The sequence below is a fragment of the Cohnella abietis genome, assembly GCF_004295585.1.
In the GTDB taxonomy this organism is placed as follows: Bacteria; Bacillota; Bacilli; order Paenibacillales; family Paenibacillaceae; genus Cohnella; species Cohnella abietis.
Window position 1 is genome coordinate 3,952,732 of the sequence record NZ_AP019400.1, and the last position, 16,091, is coordinate 3,968,822.

The 16,091-nt window shown below is 42.0% G+C and carries 14 protein-coding genes; 2 read left to right on the forward strand and 12 right to left on the reverse strand.

The features are described 5' to 3' along the window. Positions 1 to 211 precede the first annotated feature (211 nt). From KCTCHS21_RS17190 to KCTCHS21_RS17230, 10 genes are all read right to left on the reverse strand, one after another. Entirely contained in the window at positions 212 to 532 is a 321-nt protein-coding gene (locus KCTCHS21_RS17190; RefSeq protein ID WP_130610906.1) for a hypothetical protein, read from the reverse strand. Positions 533 to 556: 24 nt separating this feature from the next. After that, a complete protein-coding gene (locus tag KCTCHS21_RS30920) occupies positions 557 to 727 on the reverse strand; it encodes a hypothetical protein (RefSeq protein WP_157994068.1) in 171 nt (56 codons plus the stop codon). 873 nt (positions 728 to 1,600) lie between these two features. Then, positions 1,601 to 3,046, reverse strand: coding sequence for a cardiolipin synthase (cls, locus tag KCTCHS21_RS17195; protein ID WP_130610909.1), 1,446 nt, complete (start codon positions 3,044 to 3,046; stop codon positions 1,601 to 1,603). Between the two features lie 72 nt (positions 3,047 to 3,118). Next, positions 3,119 to 4,945 (reverse strand): APC family permease, encoded by a 1,827-nt coding sequence (locus KCTCHS21_RS17200; RefSeq protein ID WP_130610912.1) that lies wholly within the window; start codon positions 4,943 to 4,945, stop codon positions 3,119 to 3,121. A 353-nt stretch (positions 4,946 to 5,298) separates the two neighbouring features. Then, entirely contained in the window at positions 5,299 to 6,747 is a 1,449-nt protein-coding gene (locus KCTCHS21_RS17205; protein WP_130610915.1) for a sensor histidine kinase, read from the reverse strand. A gap of 3 nt (positions 6,748 to 6,750) precedes the next feature. Beyond that, positions 6,751 to 7,407: a response regulator transcription factor gene (locus KCTCHS21_RS17210; RefSeq protein ID WP_130610918.1), complete on the reverse strand. Its 657-nt coding sequence runs from the start codon at positions 7,405 to 7,407 to the stop codon at positions 6,751 to 6,753. Positions 7,408 to 7,411: 4 nt separating this feature from the next. After that, positions 7,412 to 9,181: a sensor histidine kinase gene (locus KCTCHS21_RS17215; protein WP_130610921.1), complete on the reverse strand. Its 1,770-nt coding sequence runs from the start codon at positions 9,179 to 9,181 to the stop codon at positions 7,412 to 7,414. Beyond that, positions 9,178 to 9,933 carry a response regulator transcription factor gene (locus KCTCHS21_RS17220; RefSeq protein ID WP_130610924.1) on the reverse strand — a complete coding sequence of 252 codons (756 nt, stop codon included), beginning with the start codon at positions 9,931 to 9,933 and terminating at the stop codon, positions 9,178 to 9,180. The genes KCTCHS21_RS17215 and KCTCHS21_RS17220 overlap by 4 nt, the downstream gene beginning before the upstream one ends. A 177-nt stretch (positions 9,934 to 10,110) precedes the next feature. Continuing rightward, positions 10,111 to 10,485 (reverse strand): hypothetical protein, encoded by a 375-nt coding sequence (locus tag KCTCHS21_RS17225; protein ID WP_130610927.1) that lies wholly within the window; start codon positions 10,483 to 10,485, stop codon positions 10,111 to 10,113. Between the two features lie 88 nt (positions 10,486 to 10,573). After that, on the reverse strand, positions 10,574 to 11,746 hold the full coding sequence (locus KCTCHS21_RS17230) for an MFS transporter (RefSeq protein ID WP_130610930.1): 1,173 nt from the start codon (positions 11,744 to 11,746) through the stop codon (positions 10,574 to 10,576). Positions 11,747 to 11,876: 130 nt separating this feature from the next. Here KCTCHS21_RS17230 and KCTCHS21_RS17235 point away from each other — a divergent pair, with 130 nt between their 5' ends. Together KCTCHS21_RS17235 and KCTCHS21_RS17240 are read left to right on the forward strand one after the other, a co-directional pair. Continuing rightward, positions 11,877 to 12,752 (forward strand): LysR family transcriptional regulator, encoded by an 876-nt coding sequence (locus KCTCHS21_RS17235; protein ID WP_130610933.1) that lies wholly within the window; start codon positions 11,877 to 11,879, stop codon positions 12,750 to 12,752. A gap of 304 nt (positions 12,753 to 13,056) precedes the next feature. Beyond that, a complete protein-coding gene (locus KCTCHS21_RS17240) occupies positions 13,057 to 14,397 on the forward strand; it encodes an arsenic transporter (protein WP_130610936.1) in 1,341 nt (446 codons plus the stop codon). A gap of 469 nt (positions 14,398 to 14,866) precedes the next feature. Here KCTCHS21_RS17240 and KCTCHS21_RS17245 read toward each other — a convergent pair whose 3' ends face one another. Together KCTCHS21_RS17245 and KCTCHS21_RS17250 are read right to left on the reverse strand one after the other, a co-directional pair. Then, positions 14,867 to 15,508, reverse strand: a complete 642-nt coding sequence (locus tag KCTCHS21_RS17245) for a hypothetical protein (RefSeq protein WP_130610939.1) — start codon at positions 15,506 to 15,508, stop codon at positions 14,867 to 14,869. Further along, the gene (locus KCTCHS21_RS17250; RefSeq protein ID WP_232057864.1) at positions 15,501 to 16,052 is read right to left on the reverse strand and encodes an RNA polymerase sigma factor; all 552 of its coding nucleotides are present in this window, start codon (positions 16,050 to 16,052) and stop codon (positions 15,501 to 15,503) included. Before KCTCHS21_RS17250 ends, KCTCHS21_RS17245 begins: the two co-directional genes overlap by 8 nt. Positions 16,053 to 16,091: the final 39 nt, after the last annotated feature.

Sequence of the window (16,091 nt, forward strand, 5' to 3'; positions counted from 1 at the left end):
CTATTCCGATATCACCGCCTCGATGCGGTGATATCCATGGGGCCAAGCCATGGACAAAGATCCTTAAATCCCGGATACACAAAAAATCCTCCGCAGATTAGATGCGGAGGATTTTTTGAATTATTTAAGTCGATTAGTTAGCTTACTGATTCAAAGTCAAAGGCTGCATATCTTTAAAAGAATCCCTGGCCTTTAAGTTAATCTCATATCATCATTCTTTTAATATTGTTATTTTAGTAAGCATTAATATTAATACGGTTATGAGTAAAGCAACTCCTCCCCAGAGGAGAAAATTAATAATAAACCAGAACTCGAAGTCATCATCTAAATTAAAAAAATAAAATAACATTAAAGAAATAATCACTCCGGAAATATATATAACTACAAGAGCCATTGCTGTTAAGTTAAATATTCGACGTATTTTTGTTCTTTTCATATATACACCCACCATAATTCGCATAATGGCATCCACTTCTTCATTAAATATATCATATTGGACATTAGAAAAGGAGGTAGTTAAGAAATGTATCATTTCTTAACTACCTCCTTTTCATTATTACTTAGCGTTCTCCAAGTTCCAATAGAGACCCATCGGAACATAATCTTCAATCGCTACCTCAACTGCATAAACTTGTTTATCCTTAGCAATATTTTTTATTTCCAACCCAGTCATTTCAACATCTAACTGGATAATCCCTTGAAAGACAAGGTTATTATCATTAGTCAATTGATCAAAAACCGAGTAATCAGAGTCTCCGAATTTTGCCAGTGTAATTTTATCTCCATGCTCGCTCTATGTTTTTCCCTTTTTGTATAGCTTGATGAATAGTGAATGCACCACTTATGTAGTAACCAAATATAGATATTCTAGTCGGGAGCAATCTTATTGCTATACTGTCTAAAGCATCTTGTACGGTTGTTGGTGGAGAAGCTATCCATGCTTGTGTTGATCAATATATCGGTAAAGACAGGGTATCCGCTATTACGTTCCGATACTAACTACTATTTCAGGAACTATACGGAGGCAATTGGGAATTGGACGAGCTAACCCATTAGCAGAAGGAATAGAAGACAAACAGGTTATCTTTGCCTACTAAAACGATAAACAGGTCAACTTTACATCGAAAAAGCACGACACAAAGATGACCTGTCTAAACTCAAGAACTTAATAACGGTAGCCCTCTCGAACCCGTCAACTTTGTGTCAATGGACAAATAGCTAAAAAAGGGAAATTAATCGTGTTTTTCTATGGTTGGGCCTGAGTCATTTGTGGTTAAAGACGTTATCGAACAGATGGCTTACGAACTCAACCACTCTTATTTCCTCAAAATGTAATGGTTTTATTTTGTAACGAACTTCAGACACGGTATATCCAGAAAAGTAGCTCCATTCCCCCCTTAGTTGACTCAATAAAGCCAATGGAGTTCGCTAGAGAAGATAAGAGGTCATTTTATCGGTATTAAGCAAGATATGGTTCGTTAGCTAAATTCACATTGAGTCTTCTATGAGGGATACTATAATGTAGGCGGTAGTCAACACAAAACCACCCTCAATCAACTAAATGCTAGAGGGTGGCTTTGTTTATATGTTATTGAACTCTCTACAATATCGGCGAGAGCAATCTTGAGATAGATTCCTTAATTCGAATCCAATTGGATCTCAGTATGTACTGCTCAAGAGTTAGTAACTCGCAATCTTCAATGTCCTTCCTGAAGATTTGAGCCAGCCTACTTGAAAACTCCTCATCGTACAAGAATGCATTTACCTCAAAGTTCAGTTTAAAGCTTCTGACATCGATGTTTGCTGTACCAACAGATGAAATCTTGTCATCCACGACAATCGTCTTAGCATGGATAAATCCTTTGTTATAAATATACACATTGGCTCCTGTCTTCAGCATTTCTCCAATGTGAGATAACGTTGCCCAATAAACAAAAGGATGGTCCGGCTTGTTAGGTACCATGATGTTCACTTCTATTCCTGACAAGCATGCTATTCGCAGAGCATCCAACAAGCTTGCATCTGGAATAAAATAAGGAGTTTGAATGGAGATAGATTTTTTAGCTGACAGTATCATTTTGATATAACCGATCTTGATGTTCTCCGTCTCCGTATCGGGACCGCTGGTTACAATTTGCATCCCGATGCTTCCATTAGAAGTCGTATCTGGATAGAAAGCGTGGTCGTAACGAATATCCTTGTGAGAGGCCTGGTTCCAATCGAGGATGAACCGAGTTTGTAACGCAAATACCGCTGTACCCTCAATCCTCAGATGCGTATCACGCCAATAGCCGAATCTCTTATTTAATCCCAAATATTCATCACCGACATTGAACCCGCCCGTGTATCCTATCTTTCCGTCAAGGATGACCATCTTCCGATGATTCCTATAGTTCAACCTTAGATTAATGAGGCGGAAACGGGAAGGAAAGAAAGCTTCGACCTCCCCTCCAGCCTCACGAAATGCTTGGAAGAAGCTACTCGTCAATGATCTAGAGCCCATCTCGTCATACAAAACCTTAACACTAACTCCGCTCCTTGCCCTTTCCGTTAAAGCCTCAATTAATTTCTTTCCGATTGCATCCTTCTTAATGATGTAGTACTGGACATGAATATGTACCTTCGCTTCTCGGATATCTTGTAATAACCGGGCAAACTTCTCTTCACCCTCCACAATCAGTTCAACCTGATTGTCCTCTGTATAAATCGCGTGATTGTTAAAGGCATGCAGATGAATGAGCTCCATGTTCTTGGCAGCAGTAGCATTAGTCACATGGAACTGTCCGGTGTTTAGCAGGTTATTCTGAGTTTCCGATAACCTGCTACTTTCGCTTTTGCCGAAATCTTTCCACTTAAAGAGCTTAGAGCGAGTTAAATTTTGCGCGAACAGAAGATATACGACAAATCCCACAATAGGAATAAAGACTAGAACAAGCAGCCACGCCCATGTCGTTCCAATATCTCTTCTTTCCCGAAAGACAACGACTAATGCTAACAAAATGTTCAAAATTAAAATAAAGCCTACGAGTCCATTGTATAAAGCCATAGATGTAATCCTCCCAAAGCAACTAAAAAATCAGATTTCCAACCCCTTCCTCTATTATAGCGTAAATAAGCCTTATTTTTTCAAATGATACGGTACGGTGGTGATAATAACATTTTTCCGATAGAGCAGATGTGTAAGAATTAATAAGCTGGATTGGTTGTGTAACATGTTATGCCAGCCTTTCTTAGGAATGAACTGTGGAATAATGACCGTCACCTGATAGTTCGATGCACCGGCCTTACGCTGAACGGTATCAATAAATTTAGTCAGTGGTTGAATAATGCTTCGGTAGGGCGAATGGAGTGTAACCAGTCTTATGTCCGGCTGAAACTTTCTCCATTTTTCTTCAAATGCCAGCTCATCCTCTCGCTCAAAGGGAACATACACAGCAATAATCTGATGAGGAGAAAGAGACTTCGCATAATTCAATGAATTCTCTACCACATGAGTAATACCAGCCACGGGAAGTATGATGACATTACCCTCAATAGGTATCGCTGGCTCACAGGTTGAAAGTCTTAATTGGTCGCCAACATCCTCATAGTGCTTTCTAATTCTGTGGAAAAGATAAATGATAGCCGGTATGAATACTAACACGGACCAGACCTGCTGAAATTTGGTGAGAAAGAACATCAAGGAAACGATAAAGCTAATGACTGCGCCAATTGAGTTAATGACAAGCTTCGGTACCCACCCTTTGGGCTTTTCACGAATCCATTTCACTACCATGCCTGTCTGGGAAAGAGTAAACGGGATAAATACACCAACCGCATACAGTGGAATAAGATGCTCTGTTTGCCCTTCAAAAGCGACAATTAAAATAATAGATAAGAGACCTAGAATAATAATGCCATTTGAATAACCGAGCCGATCTCCTCTAGCTGTAAACATTCTAGGAATGAATTTGTCCTTAGCAAGATTGACAGCAAGTAAAGGGAAAGCGGAGTATCCTGTATTAGCAGCTAGAATTAATATTAATGCGGTTGTCCCTTGAATGAAAAAATACATAAAGCCACGCCCGAAGGTATGCTCGGCGATTTGGGAAACTACAGTAACGTCTGCTTTAGGAGTAATTCCATAATAATAAGCTAGATATACGATTCCAGAAAACAACACTGCCAGTAAAGAGCCCATCGCTATTAGTGTTCTTGAGGCATTCCTAGGAGCAGGATCCTTAAAGTTCGGAATGGCATTCGATATGGCTTCAACACCAGTTAAAGCAGAGCTACCCGAGGCAAAGGCTTTAAGCAGCAAAAACAAACTAATTCCTGCAACTGAAGTACCAATGGGAGTATGTAGCTCAGGTAACACCGCTCCCGTTGCTATCTTGTATAAGCCTACACCCATTAATATGAACAAAGCTAACACGAACAAGTAAACGGGATACGCTAGAATAGAAGCTGACTCCGTTACGCCCCTTAAATTTAATATTGTGATGCATAGTACAAATACTATGGCAATGACCACATTATAAGGATGCAAGCTAGGGAAAGCAGAAGTAATCGCATCCGTTCCAGCTGACACACTTACGGCTACAGTTAAAATGTAGTCTACTAATAAAGAGCCACCAGCGATGAGACCAGGGTATATCCCCAAATTTTCTTTGGACACGACGTAAGCTCCACCGCCGTGAGGATAGGCATATATTATTTGCCTATATGACGAAATAAGGGCAAACAATAATACCAGTACGCCAATCGCAATGGGAATGGAATACCAGAATGCTGCGGCACTGACAGTAATTAAGACTAACAATATTTGCTCTGGACCATAAGCTACTGAAGATAAAGCATCTGAAGAGAGAATGGCTAGAGCCTTCGTCTTAATAAGCTTTTGCTCACCTAGCTCCGTGGATTTTAAAGGTCTTCCGATTAGAAATCTTTTGAGTGAGGAAAGCATCTGTCCGTGTCACCGCCGTTTATTTTTTTGTATTTTTCCCAATAAATCAAATCATTATCTTGATGCTAACCCCACCTTACCGTCATTTTTGGAAAACAAAAAACACAGCGTTATAACTGTGTTCGATTGCAAGCACACAACCCTCTCTCCATTAAAAAGCTTCTGAGGTTAGCTGTCGGATTCGGACTGAAACGATATTCTATTGGAGTGCTGAATAGTATATTACGCCTGCTCATTCGCTTTGTAAAACGTGCATTCAAACGGGTTTTCGTTAAATGATTTGAAAATGATACCTATAAAACGCTTACATACGTAGCATCCTGTGTGCAGCTCACTTTTTTGTCATTTTGCATTCAAATTCGTTTATCGCTCAGCTTGCGGCTCTGATCCATTGGATTAAATAGAACTCTAATCGTCGTACCCTTGTTCTCTTCACTGGCAACCTCAATGACGGCATGGTGAAGACTTGCCACACTTTGGCATATCGAGAGGCCTAAGCCTGCTCCATTATTGACCTTTGTTCTAGCTTTATCTGCCATGTAAAAGGGTTCAAAAATTTTGTCCTGATGCTCCTTAGCAATACCAATGCCTTCGTCAATCACTTCCAGCAAGTAATGATTATCGTGCCAAGACGTACGAATCGTAATACTCTGTTGCTCGCTAGAGGCTTTCAGCGCATTATCTACGAGATTGAAGATCATTGTTTTGATTAAATCCTTTTCCAGCAGCAGCTTGCCTTCTACACAATCCGTAACAATTGCAACCTGCTTCTCCTTCGCTTTCATCTCCAAGGTAGGCTTAATTTCAGCAATAATGGCTTCCAGATCATGCTCCCTCATCTGAAAATGCTGCCCCTGAAGCAAAATCAAGTCCATTAGCTTGTGAGAAAGCGATTCTAATCTTTTACTTTCCGAATAAATGACATCCAAGCCATCGAGGTAAAGCTCTTCGTTATATTTGGTCGTTCTTAGAAAGTTGGCATATCCAATAATCGACGTTAATGGCGTCTTCAATTCATGGGTGAAGTTATCGATGAACCTTTGCTTTTCTTGATTGTTCCGCTCAAGATCATTGATTTTGTCCTCAACAACAGAAGCCATATCATTGAAATTACGGGCTAACACACCGATTTCATCCTTGGACTGCAGCTGAACACGTTCGGAGAAGCCTCCTTGAGCAATGACTTGAGCAGTCTTATTCAACTGATCGATAGGCTTCGTCAGTCCCCTACTAATGAAAAACATAATAACCATATAGAGAAGTGCTGCCGCCAAATCCACCTGAACAAAAAAACGATACTGATCCACGCGGCCCTCATACAAGGAGGTAACGTCCTTCATGTACGTAAACACATAATTTTTATGATTAATGACCGTAATATTCGAGGTAAATAGGATCGTGCGCTTGTCGATGTCTCGCAACACATACTTAATTTCGTCCACGTCAAGCTTGTCTAGCTCTTCACGATTCTCAGGCATTTGGAACGTAGTATTGCTGAAAATAGATTGGTTCTCATCATTCACTATGGTCAGAAAAGTGTGTTGATCGTTATTCTTAGCGACAAATTCATTTGCAATGTTCGTTAATACTGTTTTCTCATAATCAAGGGAGTCGAAAATCCGGAGGATCGGAACGATGGCATCGACGCTGGAATGGATACTCATGTTTTGGCTTAACGCGCTATTAATTTCTTGCTCCAGCATTTTGTTATGGCTTCGCTCAATGACTAGGATGGATGCCGCATTAAAAATAAGGGCAAAAACAATGAACGAAAACAAATAGATCTTCTGCCAAAATTTCATCGATCAATCCTCCAAACGATAACCGATTTTATAAATGGTCTTTATGTGCTCCTGGAGCTGCAGCTTCTTACGCAACGTTTTAATATGCATATCGACGGTTCTCGTCTCACCGTAGTAGTCTCCGCCCCACACTTTATCAATAAACTGCTCTCTTGAAAGGGCTATGTTCTTGTTTTTGAGCAGCACAACAAGTAGATCGTATTCCTTGGGCGTCATTTCGATTGGCTTTCCCTGCATGATCACTTCTCGCTTGTCTAGATCAACCTGAAGATTGTGAAACTTGATCACGCGTTCGTCCTTGCCGTATCTGCGCAATACAGTTTCGATGCGAGCCAATAGCTCAATCGCTTCAAAGGGCTTAACCATATAGTCATCTGCCCCCAGCTTTAGTCCGTTGACCTTGTCATATACCGAGTTTTTGGCTGTTAAGAAAATGACTGGAATGCTGTAGGCTTGAATCTTTTCCATTAAAGCAAATCCATCCAGCTTTGGAATCATGACATCCAGCAAAATAAGATCAAACTTTTCCTGCTTCACGATTTCAAGCGCCGCCAAACCATCGTAAACCTCCGTTGTTGCGTAGTTCACTAGGTTGAGATTCATTTTGATGATTTTCGATATGTGAATGTCGTCCTCTACGATTAGAATTTTCTTTTGCATGCCTTTAATTCTCCTGACGGGTTAGATTATTGAATCTCAACAGAATGCTAGTCCCTTCACCGAGCTTGGTTTCGACATCAATCCGCCCACCCATTGCTTCAATCAGTCCCTTGGATATTGCCATACCAAGACCAGATCCGTTCGTCGTAGACGCTGTATCCGTCCCGCGGTAATAACGCTCGAACAGTCGATTTAATGTAACCTCGTCCATCCCATCACCATTGTCTGCGAATTTAACCGTAATATCTTCGCCCTCCTCATCCGCTATGAGGGATACGGTCAAAATGGTATGAGACGGGTTATGAAGTAATGCATTTGCTGTTAGATTGTTTACTACCCTCTCAAGCCAAGGGGTGTACATCTGTGCCCAGACATTGGTTGGTGCCGCGTTAAATACAATTCGCTGCTTCCCGTAAGCAGGATCAGCAGCAGCTTGTTTGAGTGCTTGATCAAGCCAGCTATTCAGCTCAACCTCCATCGTCTCTGGTGGAAGAATACCCGTCTTTAGCCGATACGTCATCGCAAGATCGCTAATCAGCATGTCCATATGGGCTGATTTGTCGAGCATACTCGTTGAAAACTTGCGTACCTCTTCCTTCGACCATTCATATTTTGGCTCCGCCAGTAAGTGGGCATAGCCTGTAATAGAAGAGAGCGGTGTATTCAAATCGTGAGTAATGCCTGCAATCCATTCCTCTCGCAGGCTCTCTGTCTGCTCTCGGGTCTGCTGTTCTCTCTTCAGTGCCGCTGAGAGCTTCTCAATAGAAACCATGACATCGGCAAAAACACGATACCTTCTTCGCCACTTGCCCGTTGATGTCCGACTCCGAAGAATGCCCTTTCGGTCAACAGGTTCTTGGTACACAGCATGGCCTATAGAATCAAGCCATACGAGCATGTGCAGCATGGGTGCCCCGAAGCGATGAGCTTGCCACAAGGAGAGCAGCAGAAATAATACCAGCAAGGCTGCCAGCATCGCAACCGAGCCCATGATAACTACCTTCATTTCTTCTGGAATGATGCTTTTCTTTCCCGATTCTCCTCCACTAGCATTTGGCTTTCCAACAAACCAGGTGCCACCCGTTTGATCGTCAGGCGATGAAATCATACTGAAGCCATATCGTTCGCTATACATCGTTCTGAGCGCGAGCTCTGGAACTGTATATTCAGAGGGCACAGATGTCGGTTTATTATAAGAGGCTAGCTCCACACCAGTCGAATCAATGAGTTGAACAAAAGCATGAGTCGCTTTAATATTTCCTACCATGCTGTCGGGAAGCACGAGCTGCCCTTTCACAATAGGGAATGTCCCTTCACTCAGCTGCTTTAAAAGATGATTTAAATTAGGTACGCCGTACACAAGTGTGATTAGCTTATCATTCTTTCGCTGAATCCACAGAGCTAAGTCGTAAGGGAACGGCTTTTCCCCTACCCAGTAGGAAATCAGTTCACTCGGTCCATAATGCTCGGGTACATCTTTAGGCGTATTATAGGCGGTTTCTACCCGCCCATTCTCATCCAAGCTTTGCAGCCAGCCATTATTTCTCTTCACTTGCTCAAGCAGGCTAGGTGCAAAATGAATGCCGTCCTTGTCAACCTTAGAGGATTCTAAAACCTTCTCTAGTCCAGCCTTGGCAAAATCGCGAGTAATGTTTATCTCGGTAAATCGTATCTGTATCCAAGTAAATATTAGAGCAGCAATGAGCAGAACGACAACACTAATTATCGCCAGCTGGGAAACGAATTTGATCGTTAAGCGACGCTTAATATTCATGGCGTAGAGATCACAATCGGATCTGCCTTAATAAGCTTGTACCCAAGTCCTCTAACGTTAACGAGGAACCTTGGATTGGAAGGATCATCTTCGATGCGTTCTCTTATCCGATGAATGTGCACCATAATCGTGTTATCATCGTTGAAAGCTTCCTCGCCCCAAACCTTCCCGTATAGCTCACTTTTGCTAAATAAGCGATTAGGATTTTTACACAAAAAGAGCAATATCTGGAACACGAGCGCTGGGCAAGAAACAGCCTGTCCCTCCACTATTAGCTCCCCGGCTGTCTCATCTACCTTAAACCGGCCATAATCGTAAACGATCGCAGGCTTATCGAGGCTTGCTTCGGATATGCTGCCCGCGGCACCTTTTGCTGCTGTAGCCAAATATCGACGCAGCTGAGCTTGTATGCGAGCAACTACCTCCAGAGGACTAAAAGGTTTGGTTATATAATCGTCACCGCCAACAGCAAACCCTGTCAGCTTGTCAAAATCTGATGTTCGCGCAGTAAGAAACAGTATAGGTGCATCGGTCGTTTGACGAATATACGGACATACTTCAATCCCACTCCGTCCTGGCAGCATTACATCTAATACAATTAGGTCATATTTTTTAGCTTTGCAGGCTTCAATTGCCTCTTCACCTGTTGTCGCTGTATCTACATTTAAGAAGCCTTCCTTGTGCAACACCGTCTGTAAAATCTCCAAAATCGATTGCTCATCATCAACAAGTAAAATCGATGCATCATTCATATATGTAAGCTCCTTATACTAAGCGATGGTTATTATCATAGCATGTTTTTTTGTACTATGAATTAAACTTACCTTAATGGAAGCTAAATTCGATTTTCTGCTTACAAGTAAAGGCTGCCCTTTCAGATCGATGACCTGAAGGGGCAGCCTTATCTATTTCATATACCTAAACCCATATTATAAGCTGAACCAGGATTTCGCCTCTGGACTTCTCAGTCTCCATATAACGATGACTGGTAAAATAACGCCCAGCAAAAATCCTACGCTATGCCATACGCTGAATTCAACTATTCTTAGTACGATTAGAATGACAGAAAGCGTAACGGCTGTGTTCAATCGTGAAGCCTCAGGAACGCCTAATCTAGCTGCTACCCAAGCTGCTGCTAACCCAAATGCAATCATGACAACAGACAGGATAATCTTAATTGTTTCATCGCTGCTTAGAGATATTATGCCGTTACCTACATTCACAATTGCAGCAAGATACAACAAGATTTGGGTAGTAACAACCACCATCGGTTTTTCAGTGTTAGCACGCCGCTCACTTGTCATCCAGAAGACTCCCTTGTACATAAAGAATGTAGTCATAACCCTGTATAGTATCCCACATTTCTCCTGAAATAACTATTACAATGGCTCGTTAATTCAGCGTCGCTTTTTTGTTTCCGATGACCACTTGAACGATTATCTGTAGCACTATCATTACAGCAAGAACGTAAAAGGCTTGAATAAAGCTATCAGAGACATCATGAATACGTCCAACGACGAACGGTCCTGCAGCTCCCATAATATAGCCCCCAGATTGTACCATAGAGGACCACGCGTTCGCCTCCCCTGCATTACGCGTTTCCTCAATAGGCAGCATCAACGCAAGAGGGAACAGACCGCCAGTTCCGATGCCTAGCGGTATCGCAGCAAGCCATGGACTTACGGACAAATTAAGCATAAGTACACCAATAAGCTCTAATACAGAACATACAATTAGCCACAAAAGCCTTCTCTGAAACCGTTGTACCAGCATGGGAATGAATAAGGTTGCTGGCAAGGAGATAAGAGTTAGCATGCTTTGCATGTTTCCTGCTGTCTCCTTCGTATATCCCATGCTCTGCACAGCTGGAGCAAACCAGGTCGTTACGGAATAGAAGATAGCGGCCATTAGTCCGAAAAATAACGTCAGCACCCATGCCCTGTATTTCTTAAGAGGAATAGTGTCGATAGTCACCGCTCGTGTCTGCTCTGTCTGTTTAGCCTTTTCCTTCTTCATCCTCAAAGCTAATCTCCACCAGATAGGCAAGGCTATGATCGCAAGCACAGCCCATATCGCCAGTGAATCATTCCATGAGCCATTCATTAGCTTCTGTAAAGGTACTGACAACCACACACTTAGTACTGCGCCAAGAACCATAGCGGTGGAATATACGCCGACCATAGCAGATGCTCGATTGGAGAAATGACGCTTAATATAGCCTGATAATAGCGGACCGGCAATGGCAATCCCTAATCCAGCAAGGAATGAGGTCATAAGGAGTGCGAGGATAGATCCCGCAAATAAACGAAACGCCGTCCCTACTCCTATGAGTAATAAAGCAACTGCGATCGCCCCCTCCGTCCCCCATTTCCTGTTCAATTTAACTGCAAGCGGGGCGAATAGTCCCATACATAATACCGGAAGGGATGTTAATAAGCTGGCAATCGAACCGCTGATGCCTAATTGTTCTTGTAGCGTTCCTAACATCGGAGGAATCGAAGTTATGGAAGGTCTTAAATTCAAAGCGGCAAGGATAAGTGCAAATACTAAATAATTTCTTCTCACGAATGTTCACCTCTTAAGTTGCTTACCTGTTAGTCGTACTTAGCTATTATAGTAAGGAAAGATCAATTGAACAATACAATGATTTCTATTATAATGATTGAAAATTACAATGATTATAAGGGTGGAAAAAATGGAAATTAGACAGCTGGAGAGCTTTATTGTCGTTTGCAAAGAGCTGCATTTTACTAGAGCGGCTGAAAAAATTGGAATTGCACAGCCGACATTAAGTCAACAAATACGTGCACTAGAGGATGAATTAGACGTTCCACTTTTCGACAGAGTCGGCAAGAAAATAATACTTACACAAGCCGGGGCCCTCCTTCTAGAGTACAGCACCCAGATGATACACCTTCTAGAGAATACCCATAATGCGATTGGGGAATTCCGAAGTGGGCAACGTGGAACGTTAGCTGTTGGAGTCTTACCCTCTGATTTGGATTATCGATTGCCAAATTTGTTAATCAAATTTCACGCCGAATATCCAAACATTAAATTAAAGGTCGTTTCCTCCATAGATGTATTAAACCAAGTGCTGGAAAATGAGGTTGACTTCGGAATAGATCTGTCATCTGTCCCTGATGAGCGACTCGTCCGTATTCCTCTAGCCAAGGAAGAGTATGTACTTGTCGTCTCTAAAGAGCATGCTTGGGCCGATCGGGAATCCATCTTAATGGAGGAATTACGCCATATTCAAATGGTTGCGTTTCCTGTGGGCTTCACCGGAAGGGATCTTATTGATAACTGGTGCCGGCCATATGGTTTTACAATACAAGCTATAATGGAGACCGCCTCGGTCACTTCTATAGTCAGCTTGGTTAAAGCGAATATCGGAGGAACCGTTATCCCTTATCCACTTATCCAGATTATGGACGAGCCTAACATCCATTGCATTCGGATATCGGATAATGCTCCCGTCCGACACATGGATATTGTGTATCGAGCTGATCGATATCTCGGTCGTACGGCACAAGAATTCATACGCCAAACTATTGAATATTTTAAATGAACCCCTGTGGCCTATTCGAATGATAGGCCTCTGTCCTCAACCGACAACTATCAATGAAAGATAAATACAGTCAAGTGAAAATCGTTGGATTTGCAAATATGAGGGGAAACGGCTAGTCCTCCCTAACTTGACTCTACATATATTGTAAATGAATCTAGGGGGCAACTAGATAGGGGGGAGGAATCATTAGGGAGGATATTCGTCGCATGAGGTGGTGAAATACAAGACTAGAACATTAGAGAGAACGAGTTACATTGGGCGAAGCTGAATGCACGCTCAACTTTTCGAAAAGAGGTTGATGGACATGCTGCAAGATTTAGTAATACCCATTACGATTATGGCCTTTTTGGGCACGATCGCATTTATTTTCTGGCGTCCGAATGTGAATGAAGCTATACCTGCAACAATTGGCGCTTTATTGGTTCTCCTGTCCGGCAGCGTTACGATAAATGACCTAGGGGTTATCACCCAGACCATTGGGGGCGCAGCCGTCACCATTATGGCTACGATCGTTATGGCAATCGTCTTGGAGAGCTTCGGGTTTTTCCACTGGTCCGCAGAAAAGCTGCTAGCAAGAGCCAAGGGCTCAGGCATCCGGCTTTTCTGGTATACAAATCTGTTTTGCTTTCTGATGACCTTGTTCGTGAACAATGATGGCAGCATATTAATTACTACACCTATTCTACTCATGCTTCTTCAACGACTAGGACTCAAAAATCATCAAAAAATACCTTATCTTCTATCAGGCGCCTTAATTGCAACGGCTTCCAGCGCCCCTATTGGGGTCAGCAATATCGTAAATTTAATTGCCTTAAAAATTGTTCATATGGATCTTTACATGCATACAGCGATGATGTTCGTTCCTGCTTCATTAGGATTAGTTTTACTTGCAGTGCTACTGTTTGTCTGCTTCTATCGTATTATTCCGCGTAAGCTGCCCAATGCGATCCAAATATCGAGGAACAAAAGTCATCCGCTTAAAGAAGAAAGCTCGATCATTCCTAAAGAAAAGCAATCGAAATTCATGCGCAATATTCTAATCTTCGTTTTTGGTGTACGTCTCAGCCTATTCGCTGCTTCTTATATCCATTTTCCAGTCCCATTAATGGCTGTTATCGGCTCTTCCTTCCTGCTAGCATGGCGTTGGTATTTCTTAAGGATTTCTCCTCTTGATATGGTGAAAAAGACGCCTTGGTATATTCTTATTTTTGCCTTTAGTATGTATGTAATCATTTATGGCTTGCACAATATCGGTTTAACAGAAATGCTTATCCATTTTATACAGCCAATAATATCCGGTAGCTTGCTTCATGCGAGTATCATTATGGGCGTACTTCTATCTGTTTTATCGAATCTCTTCAATAATCATCCTGCACTAATGGTTGGCACTCTGACTTTAACAAATATGGGGCTCGATCCACTTACCTTGAAAATTTCATATCTCGCTAGCGTTATTGGCAGCGATGTTGGCTCACTCCTACTGCCGATTGGGACGCTTGCTACTCTAATGTGGATGCATATCCTTAAAAAAGGAAATGTAAGATTTACTTGGTCTGACTATCTGAAGGTAACTTCAATAGTTATCCCAATTACAGTGCTGTTCACCTTAGTCATCCTCTCCTTCTGGGTTTATTGGGTATTCTAAAGAGAAAAGAAAAACGACCCTCGAAAGATGAAGGTCGCTCGAAAAAGGTTGATTTATGCGCAAGAGAGCACACCATAATTTATGTAATAAAGGTTTGAAAGGTTTGGATAAATACCCCCACTCTGCGAATACGAAAAAAAATCAGGTTCCTTGAGAAAACCATTTAGGAACCTGATTTTACATAACGGATAATGCTAATGCGTTCATAACCATGCCGAGATAAATTAACTCTTAGCAGCCAAGCAACGTTATCGGACTTTCCGCTTACGAACTCAGTAACTCTTATTTGATCAAAATCTAATGGTTTTATTTTGTAATGAACTCCAGACACCTTATATCCACCAAAGTAACTCCGTTCCTCCTGAATATTACACTATAACACCTCTGGAAATCGTTAGACTAAAAAAGAAGCCATTTTATCGGTAATAAGCTCAATACGGTTTGTTAGCACAACAAAGGTTCTACATCCTTACTCCCCGTCCTGAACATTCAGAACGACCTCACCGAATGGTGCGCCATCAAGCTCCATCTGAAACAGCCATTTTCCGGCCAAAGGCATAGCCATTTCAGATACAAATTGAGTCTTCGTAACCGCACCACCCACTGACACAACTAGTCTGTTGATTTCAATCGCCGTATGCTCAGTTATGATCATCTCTGGAAGCTCCTCCAGTACCATCCCGGTATCTTGATGGTAAGCCACAATTTTTACTTTATGATCTAGTAATTCCGCAATCGGTTTGTTAATTAGCCATCTAGCACCTGCGGGCTTACCCGCGATCAAGTGATCTCCCCCAGGGAATACCTCCCATTGTACAACGCCATTGATTGAATAATCATTGTGAGCATTCCAAGACTGGTCTTCTCGAATTCCGATATTGTTTGTATTTTCTCCTGGTCGAGTCAACACTACAATTACAATAATTAATGATGTTAATAACGTTAAAGAAGCTAGCTGTATTGATAAACGCCGGATTTTCCGACCTGTTCGAATGGGATGACTAAAGCTTCTCAATAAATCACTACCCTGCTGCTCGATAGACCACTGAGGACGTCCAAATGGCTGCTTTGATAGCTCATCATACCAACTCGGCTTTGAATCTTTATTCATATTCAAGGCACTCCTTCTCATCGTTAAGCATGATTTCCATTTTTGCACGAGCTCTGTGCAAGCGAGATTTGACTGTTCCTTCCGATACTTTAAGCAACTGGGCCATCTCTATGTAGGAAAGCTCATAATGGGCATCTAAAACTAACACTTCTCTTTGCTTGGCAGGTAGCTTCATAACCGAATGCCAGATTGATCTTATTCCCATCTGCTCCAAGACTTCCTGTTCAGCCGATCTATGCGTGTCTTTATGAAAGCTAAATCCAACCAATATGACCCGCTTGATGAAGGATGATTTGAGCCAATTAAGTGATGAATGACGAGCTATCGTTAATAGCCAGGTTCTATGTGAGCTCCTGCCTTCAAATCCTTTAAGACCTCTATAGGCGTTATAAAATACATCCTGAGTAATGTCATCAGCTGCATCACGGTTTTTAACCATCATAAAGGTGTAATTCCATACGTCATTCCCATAGGCGGTCATCAGATCCGCGATAATAGAATTCACGTTGTTATCTGTAACGATGACACTTTTCAGGTACTCCAATCCGATCACCTCATGATATTAGACAACCAACACCCTATT

What these genes read in the sequence shown, in the direction of transcription:
- KCTCHS21_RS17190 (WP_130610906.1), bottom strand. Translation starts at nt 532, where the DNA reads ATGATACATTTCTTAACTACCTCCTTTTCTAATGTCCAATATGATATA.
- cls (WP_130610909.1), bottom strand. Translation starts at nt 3,046, where the DNA reads ATGGCTTTATACAATGGACTCGTAGGCTTTATTTTAATTTTGAACATT.
- KCTCHS21_RS17200 (WP_130610912.1), bottom strand. Translation starts at nt 4,945, where the DNA reads ATGCTTTCCTCACTCAAAAGATTTCTAATCGGAAGACCTTTAAAATCC.
- KCTCHS21_RS17205 (WP_130610915.1), bottom strand. Translation starts at nt 6,747, where the DNA reads ATGAAATTTTGGCAGAAGATCTATTTGTTTTCGTTCATTGTTTTTGCC.
- KCTCHS21_RS17210 (WP_130610918.1), bottom strand. Translation starts at nt 7,407, where the DNA reads ATGCAAAAGAAAATTCTAATCGTAGAGGACGACATTCACATATCGAAA.
- KCTCHS21_RS17215 (WP_130610921.1), bottom strand. Translation starts at nt 9,181, where the DNA reads ATGAATATTAAGCGTCGCTTAACGATCAAATTCGTTTCCCAGCTGGCG.
- KCTCHS21_RS17220 (WP_130610924.1), bottom strand. Translation starts at nt 9,933, where the DNA reads ATGAATGATGCATCGATTTTACTTGTTGATGATGAGCAATCGATTTTG.
- KCTCHS21_RS17225 (WP_130610927.1), bottom strand. Translation starts at nt 10,485, where the DNA reads ATGACAAGTGAGCGGCGTGCTAACACTGAAAAACCGATGGTGGTTGTT.
- KCTCHS21_RS17235 (WP_130610933.1), top strand. Translation starts at nt 11,877, where the DNA reads ATGGAAATTAGACAGCTGGAGAGCTTTATTGTCGTTTGCAAAGAGCTG.
- KCTCHS21_RS17240 (WP_130610936.1), top strand. Translation starts at nt 13,057, where the DNA reads ATGCTGCAAGATTTAGTAATACCCATTACGATTATGGCCTTTTTGGGC.
- KCTCHS21_RS17245 (WP_130610939.1), bottom strand. Translation starts at nt 15,508, where the DNA reads ATGAATAAAGATTCAAAGCCGAGTTGGTATGATGAGCTATCAAAGCAG.